The 16778-nt window shown below is 68.8% G+C and carries 15 protein-coding genes and 1 pseudogene; 6 read left to right on the top strand and 10 right to left on the bottom strand.

What is annotated here, in order from left to right; genetic code table 11:
* Positions 1–7 precede the first annotated feature (7 nt).
* The 4 genes from G6N45_RS04860 to G6N45_RS04875 form a co-directional block, all read right to left on the bottom strand.
* On the bottom strand, positions 8–352 hold the full coding sequence (locus G6N45_RS04860; RefSeq protein WP_163720641.1) for an ANTAR domain-containing response regulator: 345 nt from the start codon (positions 350–352) through the stop codon (positions 8–10).
* A 125-nt stretch (positions 353–477) separates the two neighbouring features.
* Entirely contained in the window at positions 478–1482 is a 1005-nt protein-coding gene (locus tag G6N45_RS04865) for a glucose 1-dehydrogenase (RefSeq protein WP_246228882.1), read from the bottom strand.
* Between the two features lie 183 nt (positions 1483–1665).
* Positions 1666–2148, bottom strand: coding sequence for a hypothetical protein (locus G6N45_RS04870; RefSeq protein ID WP_163720643.1), 483 nt, complete (start codon positions 2146–2148; stop codon positions 1666–1668).
* Positions 2145–4589 carry a molybdopterin oxidoreductase family protein gene (locus G6N45_RS04875; RefSeq protein WP_163720644.1) on the bottom strand — a complete coding sequence of 815 codons (2445 nt, stop codon included), beginning with the start codon at positions 4587–4589 and terminating at the stop codon, positions 2145–2147. The genes G6N45_RS04870 and G6N45_RS04875 overlap by 4 nt, the downstream gene beginning before the upstream one ends.
* A 90-nt stretch (positions 4590–4679) precedes the next feature.
* On the opposite strand from G6N45_RS04875, the gene G6N45_RS04880 reads away from it, so the two are divergent.
* The gene (locus G6N45_RS04880) at positions 4680–5261 is read left to right on the top strand and encodes a TetR/AcrR family transcriptional regulator (protein ID WP_163720645.1); all 582 of its coding nucleotides are present in this window, start codon (positions 4680–4682) and stop codon (positions 5259–5261) included.
* On the opposite strand, the gene G6N45_RS04885 is transcribed toward G6N45_RS04880, so the two are convergent.
* On the bottom strand, positions 5243–5884 hold the full coding sequence (locus tag G6N45_RS04885; protein WP_163720646.1) for a class I SAM-dependent methyltransferase: 642 nt from the start codon (positions 5882–5884) through the stop codon (positions 5243–5245). The two genes, G6N45_RS04880 and G6N45_RS04885, sit on opposite strands and share 19 nt — an antisense overlap.
* An 80-nt stretch (positions 5885–5964) precedes the next feature.
* The gene (locus G6N45_RS04890; protein WP_163720647.1) at positions 5965–7011 is read right to left on the bottom strand and encodes an alpha/beta fold hydrolase; all 1047 of its coding nucleotides are present in this window, start codon (positions 7009–7011) and stop codon (positions 5965–5967) included.
* Positions 7012–7105: 94 nt separating this feature from the next.
* Here G6N45_RS04890 and G6N45_RS04895 point away from each other — a divergent pair.
* The 3 genes and pseudogenes from G6N45_RS04895 to G6N45_RS04905 all read left to right on the top strand — a co-directional run.
* Positions 7106–7454 (top strand): annotated as a pseudogene (locus G6N45_RS04895) (isocitrate/isopropylmalate family dehydrogenase); the annotation flags it as partial.
* Between the two features lie 183 nt (positions 7455–7637).
* A complete protein-coding gene (locus G6N45_RS04900; protein ID WP_163720648.1) occupies positions 7638–8084 on the top strand; it encodes an MmpS family transport accessory protein in 447 nt (148 codons plus the stop codon).
* Entirely contained in the window at positions 8081–10957 is a 2877-nt protein-coding gene (locus tag G6N45_RS04905; protein WP_163720649.1) for an MMPL/RND family transporter, read from the top strand. Before G6N45_RS04900 ends, G6N45_RS04905 begins: the two co-directional genes overlap by 4 nt.
* A 119-nt stretch (positions 10958–11076) precedes the next feature.
* Here the strand turns inward: G6N45_RS04905 and G6N45_RS04910 are convergent, their stop codons facing one another.
* Positions 11077–11553 (bottom strand): hypothetical protein, encoded by a 477-nt coding sequence (locus G6N45_RS04910; protein WP_163720650.1) that lies wholly within the window; start codon positions 11551–11553, stop codon positions 11077–11079.
* Positions 11554–11820: 267 nt separating this feature from the next.
* Between G6N45_RS04910 and G6N45_RS04915 the strand changes: the two genes are divergently transcribed.
* The gene (locus G6N45_RS04915; RefSeq protein WP_246228884.1) at positions 11821–12921 is read left to right on the top strand and encodes a baeRF3 domain-containing protein; all 1101 of its coding nucleotides are present in this window, start codon (positions 11821–11823) and stop codon (positions 12919–12921) included.
* A 43-nt stretch (positions 12922–12964) separates the two neighbouring features.
* On the top strand, positions 12965–13621 hold the full coding sequence (locus G6N45_RS04920) for a DedA family protein (RefSeq protein ID WP_407664284.1): 657 nt from the start codon (positions 12965–12967) through the stop codon (positions 13619–13621).
* Here the strand turns inward: G6N45_RS04920 and G6N45_RS04925 are convergent.
* The 3 genes from G6N45_RS04925 to G6N45_RS04935 are packed head-to-tail and all read right to left on the bottom strand — an operon-like array spanning position 13563 to position 16734.
* The gene (locus tag G6N45_RS04925) at positions 13563–14069 is read right to left on the bottom strand and encodes a hypothetical protein (RefSeq protein ID WP_246228886.1); all 507 of its coding nucleotides are present in this window, start codon (positions 14067–14069) and stop codon (positions 13563–13565) included. The genes G6N45_RS04920 and G6N45_RS04925 overlap by 59 nt on opposite strands.
* Positions 14063–15160 (bottom strand): enolase C-terminal domain-like protein, encoded by a 1098-nt coding sequence (locus tag G6N45_RS04930; protein ID WP_163720651.1) that lies wholly within the window; start codon positions 15158–15160, stop codon positions 14063–14065. Before G6N45_RS04930 ends, G6N45_RS04925 begins: the two co-directional genes overlap by 7 nt.
* A gap of 23 nt (positions 15161–15183) precedes the next feature.
* The gene (locus G6N45_RS04935; RefSeq protein ID WP_246229022.1) at positions 15184–16734 is read right to left on the bottom strand and encodes a GMC family oxidoreductase; all 1551 of its coding nucleotides are present in this window, start codon (positions 16732–16734) and stop codon (positions 15184–15186) included.
* Between the last annotated feature and the right edge of the window lie 44 nt (positions 16735–16778).

Consider the following 16778-nt stretch of genomic DNA (forward strand, 5'->3'; position numbering starts at 1 on the left):
GATCTGCCTATCCGTACGGATCGGTTGTCGCATCTTCGCGTGCGCGGAGGCGCTCCCGGAGATCCAGCAGTAGATCAGAGGCGAGGTCGAAGTCGGCCCTTGGCCCGTCGCGCGTCCAGGACTCGACGATGAACTGCGCGAGAGCCCGCAGCTTCACATTGCAGTTCTGCGACATCGCACGAAGGATGTCGAACGCGCCGTCGGCGTCCATGCCGAAGGTCTGCATCAGCATGCCCTTGGCCTGTTCGATGACGGGCTGGCTGGCCAGCTTGTCGTGCAGATGCGCGATCTCCCGTTGCAGGTCCGCCGTGTCGGCGTGGTCGACGCGGGACGTGGTGCGCGCGCCGGTCATGGTCGTGATCCTCCGTTTCCGTCGTGGACAGGACCGGTGGCCCCTTTCTACGCCGATACATGCGCTACAGCAATGATTGCCAGGAAACTTTCATGCAGGCCGGTGAATCGACGTGGTTGCCACGGTCAGTCCGAGCCGTCGAGGGTGACAACCACTTTGACGTCGTCGGGTTCGGCGGTGAAGGCGTCAGCAGCGCGGTGCAGGGGGACGCGTCGGGTGATCAGGCCGGCCAGCCAGTCCCTGTCGGCCTCGGCCAGCGCGTCGGCGGCCTGACGGTAGTGCCGCAGGTTGGCGTTGACCGACCCCACCACGGCGTCGTTCTCGAGCACCAGCTCGCGGTTGATCGCGCCGGCGTCGATCTTCAGGCGCCGCCCCGCCGGGGAAACACCGGTGAGGCAGACGATTCCGTACGTCGAGGTGTTCGCGATCGCCCCGAAGACCACCGGCGCCGCCCCCGTCGCCTCGATGACCACGTCAGGCTGTAGCCGCGCGGCGACGGTGTCGATGTCGTCATGGTGGTAGGTCGCTCCCAGCGCCGCGACGATGCCCGGTTTCGGCCCCTCCGTGACCCGGTCCAGAACGTGCGTGTCGAGCCCCCGCTGCACCGAGAGCATGGCCGCGAGCAGACCGATCGGCCCGGCTCCGGTGATCAGTGCGCGTCGGGGCTCGAAGTAGGCACGCTGTCCGATCCGCCATACCTGTTCCCAGGCCTTGGCGACCACGGTGGTCGGTTCCATCAGTACTCCGACATCGGCGAGTCGCTCGTCGATCGCGATCGCATAATCGGCCTCGACGCACCACCGTTGCGCACCGTAGCCGTCGATCTCCTTGATGCCCCGCTCGGTGTAGCGGCCGTTCCTGCACATGTCGAACTCACCATGGGCGCAGGCCCGGCACGGCACCGGGTCGGGCCTGCGCACCACGCCGACCACCAGGTCACCGGTGCGAAAGCTGCTCCCCGAAGGCGCCTGGGCCACCCGGCCCAGCGATTCGTGACCGATCACCAGCGTGTCCCGCCCGGGTGGTGCCCAGCCGTAGCTCCCGCTGACGATCTCCTTGTCCGTGCCACACACACCGACTGCGAGGCCGTCGACCACCAACTCGTCAGGCCCGGGTCGCGGCTCGGCCACATCGTCCACCCGGAGTGTTCCGGCGCTTCCCGGCCGCACGATCAAAGCTTGCATGTACGCCGGTTTGCCGGTATGCATTCGTTGCAAACACGCAACAATTGCGGACGGTTGAAATCGACATGAGGGGCGGGGATGCCGGACCGCGGCGTGACGAGTACCGGCACGCGCTCGCCTGACGGGCCGTCAGGACGCCAGCGCCTGAGGCGACAGCTCCTTCAGCATCGCATTGGCCCAGCGCATCTGGCGCAAGGTCTGCGGGTGACACCGTTGCGTCACGGCGAGCAACTGTGCATCCTTGTTGGCCTGTGCGCCCTGAGCGAGCAACTCCCAATCCAGAGATGTGCCCGCCGCGTCGCGGTGCACCCGGCGCAGATCCGCCAGCAGCAGCAGAGTGGGTTCAGGCCGGCGTCGCAGGGCATCGCTGAGGCGCTCCTGCATCGTGCGCCCCAGCCGGCGACGCCAGGCTCCCGAGGAGAGCCGCAGACCGTAGTGACGACCGTGGTCGGCGAGCGTCGCCGCGTGATCGTCCGACCAGGCGGCCAAGTCACGCGCGAGATGACAGATGTCCTGATCGGCGTGGTGGCGGGCTGCGATGGCACGCAGGTCGTGGGCAAGATGGAGCTCGCTGCGGTGTAGTTCGGTGATGGCGAGCGTCAGCTTGGTCATGGCTGCATCTCCTCGGTGACGCGTTCGTCGGCAAGCGCCGCCTCGCCTCCCTCGGTGCGGGGAACCGCCGCTGCCACCGGGGCCGAGGCCGTCGTGGTGGGTGCCGGTGCGGCACCGCGGCCCCGGCTCACCCGGCGCAGCGTCGCGGCTGCGGTCTTGAAGATCGGCTGCTTGGACACCGGATCCCAGTCGGTGAGGGTGAGTTCGTTGGCGGCGCGGTGGCGGTCACCGGAGTCGGTGTCCCAGTACCCGTAGTGGAAGGGAAGGAAAACGACGCCCGGGCGAATGCCGGTGATCCGGGCCGACGCAGCGACACAGCCACGCGCCGTGCGGATCTCAACGGCATCGCCTTCATCGATGCCGACGCGCCGGGCGTCGGACTCGGCGATCTCGACCCATACCTGCGGTGCGGCCGCGTCGAGTTGCGGCGCGCGGCCGGTCTTGGTGCGGGTGTGGAAGTGATAGAGCGTGCGACCGGTGATCAGCACATAGGGATACTCCCGGGAGGGTGGCTCGTGAGGCGGTACGTACTCGGCGGCCTTGATGATCGCCCTGCCGCCTGGGTTCATCGCGCGGTACTCGGTCGGCTCCAGAGGTGCGCCCGTGATGAGGTCCTTGCCGTAGGCCTCGCAGTAGTCCGGTGCGGCGAAGAACTCCCCGTCGGCGTAGAGGCGTTCGGCGCCGTCGGGATGGTCTGCGTTGCAGGGCCATTGGATGCCGCTGCCGCCACGCAGCAGGTCGTAGCTGAGCCCGGTGTAGTCGCAGGGCCGTCCGGCGCTGCACTTCTTCCACGCCTCGAAGGCCTCCTCCGGGGTTGTCCAGTTCGGAAGCGGGTTTCCGTCCTTGTCGCGGAAATCCATCCGTCGCGCGTAGTCGAGGAAGACGTCCAGATCGGCGCGCGCCTGCCCGGGCGGTTCGACCGCCTTATCCGAAATGTGCACGGTGCGGTCGACATTGGTGAAGGTACCGGTCTTCTCGGCCCACGCCGCGGCCGGCAGCACCACGTCGGCGAGCTGTGCGGTCTCGGTCAGGAAGATGTCCTGCACGACCAGGAACAATCTCTCCTGGGCCAGGATGGCACGGATTCGTGCGAGGTCGGGCAGCGACACCGCGGGGTTGGTGGCGCTGACCCACAGCATCCGTAGTGTGCCTTCCTCGGCGTAGCGGAACATCTGCATTGCATGCGTCGGCGGGGCATAGTGCGGGATCTGCATCATGTCGACGTTCCACAGCTTCGCCAGCTCCTCGATGTGAGAGTCGTTGGCCCAGTTGCGGAATCCAGCGAGATCACCATCCGCACCGCATTCGCGGGTGTTCTCGGCGGTGGGCTGGCCGTTCATCTGCAGCACCCCGCAACCGGGCTTGCCGAGCATGCCGCGCACCAGGTGGATGTTGTTGACCTGCACCGACGCGGCCGTGGCCTGGTGAGATTGATAGAACCCCTGCAGCACCGTCGAGAGCAGTCGCTCCGCGTTGCCCACGATCTCCGCCGCGCGCCGAAGATCCGACGCGTCGATCCGGCAGATCTGCGCGACCCGTTCGGGCGGGAACTCCGCGACGCGCTTGCTCAGCTCGGCGAAGCCGACCGTGTGCGCCGCGACGTACTCGTGATCCACCCAGTCGTGAGCCAGGATCTCGTGCAGCAGACCGTTCATCAGTGCGACGTTGGTGCCCGGCAGCGGCGCCAGGTGCACGGTCGCGTGCTCAGCCACCGGTGTCGGCCGCGGGTCGACACAGAGAATCGCCGGCGGATTCGGGCCGGCGAGCCGGTCCAGCATCCGCATCCACAGCACCGTCTGGGTCTCGGCGACGTTGTGCCCGTAGAGCGCGATGACGTCAGCGTGATCCACATCGGTGTAGGAGCCGGGCTGCCCGTCGCAGCCGAACGACTCCTTGAGCGCCTCGGCGGCCGTCGCTGTGCACAACCGGGTGTTGCCGTCGACGTGGTTGGTCCCGATCGCGGCGTGGGCGATGACGCCCTGGGTGTAGTACTCCTCGATGAACAACTGCCCGGAGGTGTAGAAACCGATCGCGCTGGGTCCCTGATCGGCGAGCAGGTGCTTGCTGCGCGACACGACGGCGTCCATCGCGGTGTCCCAATCGGTTTCCACCAGTGCGCCGCCGCGGCGGATCAGCGGCGTGGTCAGCCGGTCGGCTGACGCGTTGGCCTGCCAGCCGAAGAGGTCCTTGGGGTCGAGACGGCCGTGGTTGACGCGGTCGACCGCGCGGCCACGCACCCCGACGATGCGGCCGTCCTTGACCGCGATGTCGAGCCCGTCGCCGTTGGAGTGCAGCACCGCCGCCGACTGGACCCACGCGTCGACCTGATCGGGCGATACACCGTCGGCGAGGTAGGAGTCGACGCGGTGCGGCCACTGCTCGCCGGGGCCGTACGGCGTCCGGGCTCCCCACGGTTCGGCGATGCGGTCCCTGAGTCCCACGGTCCACTCCTCAGCTCACGGATGCACTACAGACAGGTCTGTATCGTCGGAAGTCTTACCCGTCCTCTTCCCAGCGAAACCGGACCCGCCATGCCCGTCGACACGTCCCCGTCAGCCCGGCAACGCATCCTCACGACGGCCTACGACCTGTTCACTCGCCGCGGGATCCGCGATGTGGGGGTGGACGAGGTCGTGCAGAAGGCAGCCGTCGCGAAAACGACGCTGTACCGGCACTTCCCGTCCAAGGACGACCTGGTGATCGCCTTCCTCGCCGAGCGTGAGCAGCAGTGGACGGTCGAGGTCGTCGAGAAGCAGTCCTACCTTCGCGAAGATGATCCCGAGGGTCGGCTGTTGGCGATCTTCGACGTGTTCGACGACTGGTTCGCCGAGCACAGCGACTTCGAGTCGTGCTCGTTCGTCAAGGTGTTACTCGAGATGGGCGCCGAGGGCCGCATCGGGGAGGCGTGTATCGCGCATCTCGCGGCCATCCGCGGAATCGTCGCCGAGCGGGCCCGGCTCGCCGATCTGCGCGACGTCGAGGAGTTCACGCTCGCGTTCAACGTCCTCATGAAGGGCAGCATCATCGCCGCCGCCGAAGGGGACCGCGCCGCGGCGCGGCGCGCGAAGCCGATGGCCGCGTCGCTGATCGACCGTCACCGCGCGGGTGCGTGAGAGGACACCCGGGCCCGCCCGACGACAAGCGGGCGCACGATGCCCGGCATCCCCCGCCAGGCCGCGTCGTCGGTCTCGGCCGTGAAGCCGCAGGCACGCATGGTTTCCAGAGTCGTTCTGTTGCAGACGCATCCGCCCGCGAACGCCCGCCACGGCCGCACCAGCGCGTCCTGCCATGTGGCGAGCCGGCGCGAACGCGCACGCACGTGTTCGATGAACAGCACCCGACCGTCCGGGCGCAACACCCGGGCGATCTCGCGCAGGGCACGTTCGGGGTCGGCGACGGTGCACAACACCAGCGTCGCCACGACGGTGTCCACCGATGCGTCGGGAAGGGGCAGACGTTCGGCGGGAGCGTCGACGATCCGGGCCGCGCGGCCGTGCCGTTCGAGCCGCCGGGCCAGTCGCCGCCGCATCCCGGGCTCGGGCTCGGCCAGAATCAGGTCATCGACCCCGTCGGGATAGTGGGCGACGTTCAGGCCAGTGCCTGCGCCGATCTCGAGGACGCGACCGCGCGCGCCGACGAGCACGGCGCGACGCCGACGGCGCATTCCCGCAGCCTCGCCCCACCACAGGAACGGGTCGTAGAGCAGTGCCATCACGCGTAGCCAAGTTTGGTTCATGACCGGAATCTAGGTGGAGGAGCGACGTCGGCGCATCGCCCGAGTCGGCCATCGCCGGACGATGGCCGATTCCGGTGAGGTCAGAGCAAGCCCAGCTGAGCTGCCACGGCCACTGCAGCAGTGCGGGACGGGCTGCTGAGCTTGCGGCGGATGTTGGCGACGTGACGGTGCACGGTGTGCGGACTGACCACGAGGTGCTCGGCGATCTCGTGGTCGCTGAGTCCGCGCGCTACACAGCGGAGAACCTCCCGCTCGCGCAAGGAGAGCGGGCCGGCGTCAGGCGACGGTTCCTCCGGTGGCTGCACTGCCAGTCCGCCCCGGCAGGCGCGCACGACCGAGTCCACGTCGCCGTGCCAAGGGAAATGCGAAGTGCCCTGCAGCGGAACGAAAGTCGCGCCGGGTATGGCGGTAGCGACCTCGCGTCCGAGTCGATAGGGGACGGCGCGGTCCTCGCGACGGTGCACCACGGTGGTCGGCGCGCGGACGGCGGCCAGGCACTCGCGCACGTCGAGCCGGTACACCAGCCTCAGCAGCGCTGCGGCGGTCTGCGCCGTGGCCGACTCGCGCTGCAGCCGCGCGAAACGGTCGTGCTCGGCGGCGTCGGCACCGCCGAGGAAGATGTCACCGAGGACACGCGAACCGAGGCCCCAGTGCACGTCAACCGCCGCCACGATCGCATCGGCCACTCCCGGCGGGGTGAGATCGTCGCCGCGGGCGTAGCTGCCGTAGAGCACCAGCCGGTCCACTCGCTCGGGATACGCCGCGGCGAAGGCGACCGCGGTGCAGCTTCCCGACGAACCGCCCATCAACGACACCAGGTCCAGCCCGAGCTCGTCGCAGAGTACGCGCAACGTCGCCACCTCGTCGGCGAGCGTCAGGTCGGACTCGTTCACCGAGCGGTCCGACATGCCTGCACCGAGGCGGTCGTAGCGGATCAACAAGCGGTCGGCGGCGATGCCGTCCCAGAACCGCCGCACACCGGGGTGCTGCCAGTCGAGTTCGAGATGACTCACCCACCAGGCCGGGGCGACGAGCGGCGGCTCACCGCTGTCCGCCGGCCCGCGCACCTCGTACGCCAGCCGACGGTCACCGAGCGAGAGGAACCGAATCCCGGGCGGACCCACCACGTACCGAGCCTACGGCGTTCTTGCTGGTGTGACGGACCTATGACGACCTCGTCGCCGCGGTGAGTAGGCGTACCGGGATCGACCCGGGCACCGTGACATCCTGTCCGACCTCGGCCCAGCGTGCGCCGGCACCATCGCCATCGCGCCGAGCGCGAACATCAATCCCGAGAAGCGGTACCCGAGCCTGTTCGGGCCCGTGCACGGGTCCGCCCCCGACATCGCGGGACGCGGCATCGCCAATCCCATCGGCCAGATCGGGTGTGCCTCGATGATGCTCGACCATCTCGGCGAGCCTGCTGCCGCGAACGCCATCGTCGGGGCGATCGAAGACACCCTCGCGGGCGGCGGCGACGTGCTGGACCCCCGACACGGGCGGCCAGGCGACCACCGGCAGGCTGGGAGACGCCATCGCCGAACGGATCCGTGCGGCCGGCGCAGCCTGACCGGAACGCCCTGGCTCCCAGCAGATTCCCAGCAATCACTCAGGCACGCCAGCCGGTGTTGTGGAGTCCGATGACGTGTCGTACCGTCAACGAAGTTGATTAGCCACCCTATAGATCGCCGGACCGACGCCGAAGCGACACAGAATTGGTCCGTGGGCGTCGCCGCTCCTGAAAGGGTCACGCATGCAGCGGGTCTCGATTGCCCGGCGGCTCGGCCGACGCTGGACGCTCGTGCTCGCGGTCGTGGTAATCGCGGTGGCCGGGTTCACCGTGTACCGGCTGCGCGGCATCTTCGCCTCGGAGGACGTCACGGCGACCGCCAGCGGATCCGACAGCCAGATCGTCCCGTTCAACCCCAAGCACGTCGTCCTCGACGTCTTCGGCGCGCCCGGCACCACCGCGACCATCACCTACCTCGACGTCCACGCCCAGCCACAGAAGGCGGTCGACGTCCCGCTGCCCTGGTCCTATGACGCCGTCACCACCGACCCCGCCGTGTTCGTCAACGTCGCCGCCCAGGCGAACGGCGACACCATCGGCTGCCGCATCACAATCGACGACGCGGTCAAAGACGAGAATCAGGTGAACACCCTGAACGCCTACACCTTCTGCCTGGACAAGTCCGGATGAGCTCGGTCCCGGCCCTGATCCGCCGCTTCTCGGTGCTGATCGCGCTGTTCTGGCTCGCGACCGCCGTCGTCACCAACGTCTTCGTCCCACAGCTGGAGACCGTCGCCGAGTCGCACAACGTGTCGCTGAGCCCGAAGGATGCGCCGTCCCTGCAGGCCAGCAAGCGCATCGGCAAAGACTTCGGCGAATACGACTCCGACAGTTCGGCGATGATCGTCCTCGAGGGTGATCAACCGCTCGGCGCCGATGCGCACCGCTACTACGACGGCCTGGTGCACAAGCTCGAGCAGGACACCACACACGTCCAGCACATCCAGAACTTCTGGGGAGACCCGCTCACGGCGGCCGGCTCGCAGAGCTCCGACGGCAAGGCTGCGCTGGTGCAGGTCTTTCTGGCCGGCAACCAGGGCGAGTCGCTGGCCAACGAATCCGTCGACGCGGTGCGCGACATCGTCGACAACACCCCGGCCCCGCCGGGGGTGAAGGCCTACGTCACGGGGCCCGCCCCGCTCATCACCGATCAGTTCGAGGTGGGCCGGCAAGGCACGCTGAAGACCACGCTGATCACCATCGGCGTCATCGCGCTGATGCTGCTGGTGCTGTACCGCCGCCTCACCACGGTGTTCTTCGTGATCTTCACCGTGATGATCGAGCTGACCGCGTCACGCGGTGTGGTCGCCGTGCTGGCCAACGCCGGCATCATCGACCTGTCGACGTATTCGACGAACCTGCTGACCCTGCTGGTGATCGCGGCGGGCACCGACTACGCGATCTTCATCCTCGGCAGATTCCACGAAGCGCGCTACGCCGGACAGGACCGCGTCGAGGCCTTCAACACGATGTACCACGGCACCGCGCACATCATTCTCGGCTCGGGCCTGACGATCGCCGGTGCGGTGCTGTGCCTGACCTTCACCCGGCTGCCCTACTTCCAGAGCCTCGGGGTGCCCGCGGGCATCGGCGTGCTGGTCGCGGTGGTCGCCGCGCTGACCCTGGCCCCGGCGCTGCTGTCCATCGGCCGCCACTTCGGCCTGTTCGAACCCGCCCGGCCCATGAACACCCGGACCTGGCGGCGCGTCGGCACCGCCATCGTGCGCTGGCCCGGCCCGATCCTCGTCGCCACCATCGCAATCGCCCTGATCGGTCTGCTGGCGCTGCCCAACTACAAGACCAACTTCGACAACCGCACCTACATGCCGGCCGACGCCCCGGCCAACGTCGGATACGCCGCCGCCGAACGGCACTTCTCCCAGGCACGCCTGGAACCCGAACTGCTGATGGTCGAAGCCGACCACGACCTGCGAAACCCGACCGACATGATCCTGCTCGAACGCGTGGCCAAGGCGGTGTTCCACACCGACGGCATCGCGCAGGTGCAGTCGATCACCCGACCACTCGGCACGCCGCTGGACCACACGTCGATCCCGTTCCAGCTCAGCGCCAGCAGCGCCGCGCAGATCAACGCGCTGCCCTTCCAGCAGGCCCGCACCGCCGACCTGCTCAAGCAGGTCGGCGTGATCAACGATTCGATCAACACCCTGCGTCAGCAGTACGCACTGCAACAGCAGTCGGCCGCGGTCACCGACGAGCAGACCCAGGCCTTCGCGCAGACCGTCGCCACCGCCCAGGACCTGCGCGACAAGATCGCCAACTTCGACGACTTCTTCCGGCCGATCCGCAACTACTTCTACTTCGAGCCGCACTGCTACGACATCCCGATCTGCTGGGCGCTGCGCTCGCTGTTCGACGCGCTCGACGGGATCAACGACCTGACCGACCAGCTGGCCAACGTGGCAGGCAGCATCGCCAAACTCGATGCGCTGCAACCGAAGCTGCTTGCACTGATCCCGCCGCAGATCGCCAACCAGCAGACCAACCGCGACCTGACGATGACGAACTACGCGACGCAGTCCGGCATCAACGACCAGAACTCGCGGGCGCTGGAGAACTCGACGGCACTGGGCGCGGCGTATGACGCATCGAAGACCGACGACTCCTTCTATCTGCCACCGGAGGCCTTCACCAACCCGGAGTTCCAGCGCGGGCTCAAGCTGTTCCTGTCCCCGGACGGCAAGGCCGCGCGCATGATCATCACCCACGAGGGCGATCCGGCGACCACCGAAGGCATTTCGCACATCGACGAGATCCGGCACGCCGCGGTCGAAGCCGTCAAGGGCACCCCGCTGGCCGGCTCCCGGATCTTCATCGCCGGAACCGCGGCCACCTACAAGGACATTCAGGACGGGGCGAAGTACGACCTGATGATCGCCGGCATCGCGGCGCTGTGCCTGATCCTGCTCGTCATGGTGTTCATCACCCGCAGCATCGTCGCGGCGTTCGTCATCGTCGGCACCGTCGCGCTGTCCCTGGGCGCCTCGTTCGGGTTGTCGGTGCTGATCTGGCAGGACCTGCTCGGCATCCAGCTGTACTGGATCGTGTTGGCACTGGCCATCATTCTGCTGCTGGCGGTGGGATCGGACTACAACCTGCTGCTGATCGCCCGCTTCAAGGAGGAGATCGGGGCCGGGCTCAACACCGGCATCATCCGCGCGATGGCCGGCTCCGGCGCTGTGGTGACCGCGGCCGGTCTGGTGTTCGCTGCCACCATGGCGTCGTTCGTGTTCGCCGACCTGCGCATCCTCGGCCAGATCGGCACCACGATCGCGCTGGGTCTGCTGTTCGACACGTTGATCGTCCGGTCGTTCATGACGCCGGCCGTCGCCGCGCTTCTCGGCCGATGGTTCTGGTGGCCGCTGCGAGTGCGCCCGCGTCCGGCCAGCCAGATGCTGCAGCCCTACGGATCGCGCGCGGCGGTCCGTCAGCTGCTGCTGTGGGAGGACGACGATCCGGCGGTCAGGCCAGCGGGGAAGTGAACCCGGTCATTCGGTAGCGCGCGGAAGCGCATTCCTGGTTGTGCCCGAGGCCGGATCGCAGCCAGGAATGTCCCCCGCAAGCGGGAGGTGCCCCCGATTCCGCGGCAGAGGGCTACGGCTCAGACGCGCGCGGGAACGCGCTGCTCGACCGGTTCGGCGTCGAGCACCTCGATGTCGCGCAGCGCGCCCTTCAGGTGCGCGACCCTGCGCAGCTGGCCGGCCATGTTCATCGACGTGAGCATTGGGATGCCGCCGATGAACGTACGGAACGAAGGATGCCCGCCGTCCAGATGCAGCACGAACAGGCACCCGACGACGTAGAAGAAGCCGAGCGTGAACAGCGCCGCCGGGATCGCATAGGCGAGCGGAGAGCGGGCGTCGGCTACCAGTTCGGCCGCGTAGTCCGCCTCGTCCCGGGTCAGCGGCTCACGCTTGCGCACCTTGGCGAGCACCGCTTTGTGGGCACCCACCTGATCGCCCAGCGGGTGCGACGTCCGCCTCTCGAGGCGGGTGATGTAGACGAACACACACGTGGCGAACACGATCTCCGCCGCCGCGGCCAAGACCGCAAGGTCACCCCATACACCGAGATTCACGCGACGACTCCTCACACTCTGACCGAAAGGTTACCCGGTCTAACTGTTCTCGGCGCACGCTCACAGCAAGGACACAGGAAGTGCTGCAAGCAATTCCGCCGCGCCTCGACGCTTGACAGCCGCAACGATCGTCGGCACTCTGGCGGACGAGGGGAGTACCTCACCAAGTTCGGCGTCGTCAACACGTTCCGGCCCACCGGATCCGGCGCCGGGCACCCGCGTTCGCGGGTCGAGCGAGACCTCATCTTTCGACGAGATGAGGAATGCGTGTCCACTGTCACCACACCACCCGCCGAACAGACGGCTCTGACCGCGCAACTGGTCACCGAGCTCCAGTCGATGCGGGCGTATCCGAGCATCTCCATTCTGGCGACCACCCGGCCCGGCCCCGCCATGCACGGCGAGGACGTCAGCGTGCTGCGGAGTCTGGCGGCGAGCGCGGCGCGCAGGCTGGCGGCCGAGGACTCCGGTCACCTCGACGCCGACCCCGAGCGCCTGCTGGCCGCGCTCAACGTGATGATCGGTGATGCGGCAGGCAGGCCGACTGGCCGAGGCGTCGCGCTGTTCGTCAGCGCCTCCGAGCAGTTCCGCGTGAATCTTCCTGTGCCCGTGGTGAATCGGTGTGTCATCGACCCCACCTTCGCCACCCGCGACCTGGTGCGCGCTGTGCAGCACACGCCGCACCACGCGGTGCTGCTGCTGTCGACCAACGAAGCGCGGCTGCTGCACGACCGCGGCGGCGTTCTCACCCCGGCCGCATCCGGTGGGTTTCCGGCCCGTCGCCGCATCCTCGGCGCACGACGCAGCCGCGCCGACGAGCGTCCCACCGACTTCCTGCGCCGGGTCGACCGCGCGCTCGGCGTGGCCCTGCGGCTGGATCCCATGCCGCTGGTGCTGGTCGCCGCCGAACCGACCGCCTCGCGATTCCATCGACTGTCCCGCAACACCGGGCGCCTGGCCGGCATCGTCAAAGGCAGCCACTTGCACACCGGCGCCGACGAGTTGACCACACTCACCCGTCCCGTCCTGCAGGACTATCTGCGCTCCCGTGCGCGGGAGGCACTCGATCTCATCGAGCAGCGCGCCGGCAGCGGGCGGGTGCTGACCGACATCAACAGCGCCTGGCTCGCCGCGCGGTGGGAGCGGCCCGAGTTGCTCGCCGTCGAGGAGGACTACTTCTACCCCGCGCGCTTGGGGCAGGACGGCGACAGTCTCGTCCACACCGACGAGGTGGACCGCCCCGACGTCATCGACGACGCCGTCGACGAACTCATCGAGATCGTGCTCGGCCGCGGCGGCTGGATCGCCCTGCTCCCACCCGGTGAACTGCCCGGCGGGGCCCGCTTGGCGCTGACCCTGCATCGCTGACGTCGGTACCCTCGCCGGGGACACCCCGACGAAAGGCTGCGTCTTGGCGACCCACTCCGCGACGGAGCTCGACGGCGTCGCCGGCGCGACGGTGGAGCTGATGGAGCGGTGGGGCGGGCTCGGCGCCGGCCTCGCGATCGCCGCCGAGAACCTGTTCCCACCCGTGCCCAGCGAGGTCATCCTGCCGATGGCGGGATTCGCCGCGCGGCTCGGTGACCTGTCGCTGGCCGAGGCGATCATCGGCGCCACGGTGGGCTCGCTGGTCGGCGCCTGGGTGCTCTACGGGCTGGGTGCGTGGCTCGGGCACGACCGGGTGCGCGGCCTGGCGCTGCGCATCCCGCTGGTGGCGGCCGAGGACATCGACAAGACGACGGCGTGGTTCGCCCGCCACGGAACGAAGGCGGTGTTCTTCGGCAGGATGGTGCCGCTGTTCCGTAGCTTCATCTCGGTGCCCGCGGGCACCGAGAGGATGAACGCGGTGGTCTTCACCGTGCTGACCCTGCTCGGCAGCCTGGTGTGGAACAGCGCGCTCATCTCGGCCGGCTACGCCCTGGGCGCGAACTGGCACGCCATCGATCCGTACACGGCGACGCTGCAGTACGTCGTGCTGGCCGCCGTCGCGGTCTGGGCACTGCGGTTCGTCATGACTCGGCGCCGCCGGCTGCGGTCGGCGACGCCGACCCCGCGGAAGAAGTCCTGAGCCGCTGCTGGTCACGGATCAGGCGGCCGCCGGGAACGTGCCGGAGGAGCAGGGCGGCGAGCCCGTCACGGAGTCGCTGGTGCTCTCGAGGCGGGACGCGGCCACGGCGAAGATCGCGATAGCCCGTTACCGCCCACCCGGCCGCGATGGCGGCGTCCGTACATCCCACCCGGGCCCGGCGGCGATCGCCGACCGCGAGCAGGGATGCGGTGAGTGCGTGCACGGCGTCCACCCAGACTCCCAGCGCGAGTACGTCCCGGTCCGGTCGGAGCCCGGACAGCACCGCCTGCACGAGGTGACGTGCACCCAGGACGCGGGCCACGCCACGGCTCGTGCTGTCGGCGGGACCGCTGCGGGTGGCGTCCAGCACTCGGTCGGGAGCGACGAGCAGCGCTGTGCCCCACCCCGCACGGACGATCTCCGCCGGGCGGTACCGCCCGCTCAGCACCCCGTCTCCCGATACGTCTCGGCCCCCGGGGCCATTGTCATGCCGTGTCCCGGCCGGGTGGTGGTCACCGGCAGGTGGCCGTCGACAGGAACGGGTACGCCATCGAACAATGCGGCCTCCAGACGTGTGTGGTCGATGAAGTACTCGAGGTGCCGCAGGCGCGACACGGACGCGGCGACCGGAACGTGCAGCGCGGGTGCGCAGTGCGCCGACACCTCGAGATTGTGCGCCGCGGCGATGCCGGCGGCGGCCAGCCAGCCGGTGTATCCGCCGCAACGGGTGACGTCGAGTTGCAGACAGTCGACGACGGGCGCGAGCCTGCGCGCGTCGTAGCAGTCGGAGATGTACTCGCCGGCAGCGACGTCGCAGCGGACGGCGGAGCGTACCGCGGCCAGTCCTTCGATGTCGTCGCTGCTGACCGGCTCCTCGAACCAGGTGGCACCCAGCTCATCGAGGACTGCCCCCACGCGGCGGGCCTGGCCTGCCGAGTAACCACCGTTGGCGTCGACCATGAGCTGCACCGGATCGCCTACTAGCGCACGGAACCGTCTGATGCGCAACAGGTCTCGATCACAATCACTGCCCCAGCACTGAGCGATCTTGATCTTCATCGCGGTACATCCGGCCTCGCGCCACATCTCGACCTGCGCGGCGAGCTCGCCGTCGTCGAGGTTGACGAACCCGCCGGACCCGTAAATGGGAACGGCGCTGCGGCAGCGGCCGAATAGCGTTGCAAGCGGCAAGTTGCGCAGGTGGGCGCGCAGATCCCACAGGGCGATGTCGACGGCGCTGACGGCCTGGGCGACCAAGCCTCTGGTGCCGAGATTGCGGCAGGTGCGGTTCATCGCGGTGAACGCGCCGGGCAGATCCGCCGCGTCCCGACCGACGACCACATCGCGCAGGTGGTGAACGATGACTTCGGCGGCGGCCGGGGAACTGTACGTCCATCCCAGCCCCACCCGACCTGCTGCGTGCGCATGCACGACGACCGCGGTGGTGGCGTCCCACATCAGCGTGCCGTCGGCTTCGGGTCGCTCGGTGGGGACGGTGTAGACGGCTACGTCGAGTCGGTCGATCCTCGTAGATGTCATTGCCCTGCATCCCTTCTGCCCGGTCACGACCGCACGGCGTGGTACTTCATCAGCTCGGCGGCCCGCGCCGCGAGCGCCATGATGGTCAAGGCGGGATTGGCGGCGCCCTGGGTGGGCATCACGCTGCCGTCCACGACGTAGAGGCGGTCGACGCCGTAGACGCGGTGCTCGGCGTCGATGACCCCGTCCTGCGGGCGCGCCGCCATGCGTGCGCCGCCGACCAGGTGGGCGTAGCGGTTGACGGTCATGACCTCCTCGGCGCCGGCGGCCCGCAGCAGGTCTGCCATCACCGCGCCGGCGGCGTCGATGAGCTGCCTGTCGTTGTCGCACTGCGTGTAAGCGAAGTGCGCGACGGGCAGCCCGTGCCGGTCCGTCTCGTCGGCGAGGGTGACGCGGTTGTCGGGGAGCGGCAGCAGCTCGCACAGGGCGCCCAGCGTTGCCCAGTGGACGTAGTCGCGCATGTATTCCCGCAAGGTCTGACCCCAGTGACCCTGCGCGGCCACGTGTTCGGACCATGTGATGGGCAGCGGGCTGACGGTCTGGATGGAGAAGCCGCGCCGGTAGGGTTTGGCGGGGTCGGTCTCGTAGAACTGCTCGGTGCTGACTTCCGGCGGCGGTGCCTTGTACATCCGGATCTCGTCGGCGAAGCGGCCCGCGACCTGGGGGGCGCCCTGCACCATGAGGTGACGGCCCACGTGGTCGTACTCGTTGCCGAGCCCGTCGGGGTACCGCGCCGACGCCGACAGCAGCAGCAGCCGGGGCGTCTCGATCGAGTAGCCGGCGACCACGACGGCGTGCGCGCGCTGGCGGCGCAGCACCCCGTCGTGCGCGTACACCACACCCGTGGCGCGGCCGGTGTCGTCGTCGACGAGGATGCGGCTGACGTGACAGTCGGGCCGCACCTCGGCGCCGTGCGCCAGGGCGTCGGGAATGTGGGTGATCAGCGGGCTTGCCTTGGCGTTGACCTTGCAGCCCTGGATACAGAACCCACGGTAGATGCAATGCGGTCGATTACCGAAGCGGCCGTTGGGGATCGCGACGGGTCCGACCCGCATGTCGACCCCGACCGCCTGCGCCCCGCGCAGCGCGATCAGGCCGTTGCCGCTGACCGGATGGGGACGGTGGGGGTAGCGGTGCGGATCACCCCACGGCCAATCTTGGCCCGCCACCGGCAGTTCGGCCTCGATCTGCTCGTAGTAAGGGCGCAACTGCCCGTAGTCGATCGGCCAGTCGGCGCCCACTCCGTCGCTGGTGTAGGTCCGAAAGTCCGACGGATGGAACCGCGGTGTGTAACCGGCGTAGTGCACCATCGATCCGCCGACCCCTCGTCCGGAGTTGTTGGAGCCCAACGGTACCGGGTCGGCACCACCGATCTGGCGGGCGTCGGTCCAGTACAGCCCGTGGGAGCCGCGTTCGTCGCTGACCCAGTCGGCGTCCGGATCCCAGAACGGTCCGGCGTCGAGCAGCACCACGCTCCATCCTGCGCGGGCGAGCCGCTGCCCGAGGGTGGCGCCGCCGGCGCCGGCACCGACGATGACGACGTCGACGACGTCCTCGGGCCGGTAGCGGCGCATGTCGGCGCGTAACCGGTGGTTGGTGCGGACACCGTTGTCGGGCA

Origin of the sequence: Mycolicibacterium psychrotolerans (assembly GCF_010729305.1) — a bacterium.
Taxonomy (GTDB): Bacteria; Actinomycetota; Actinomycetes; order Mycobacteriales; family Mycobacteriaceae; genus Mycobacterium; species Mycobacterium psychrotolerans.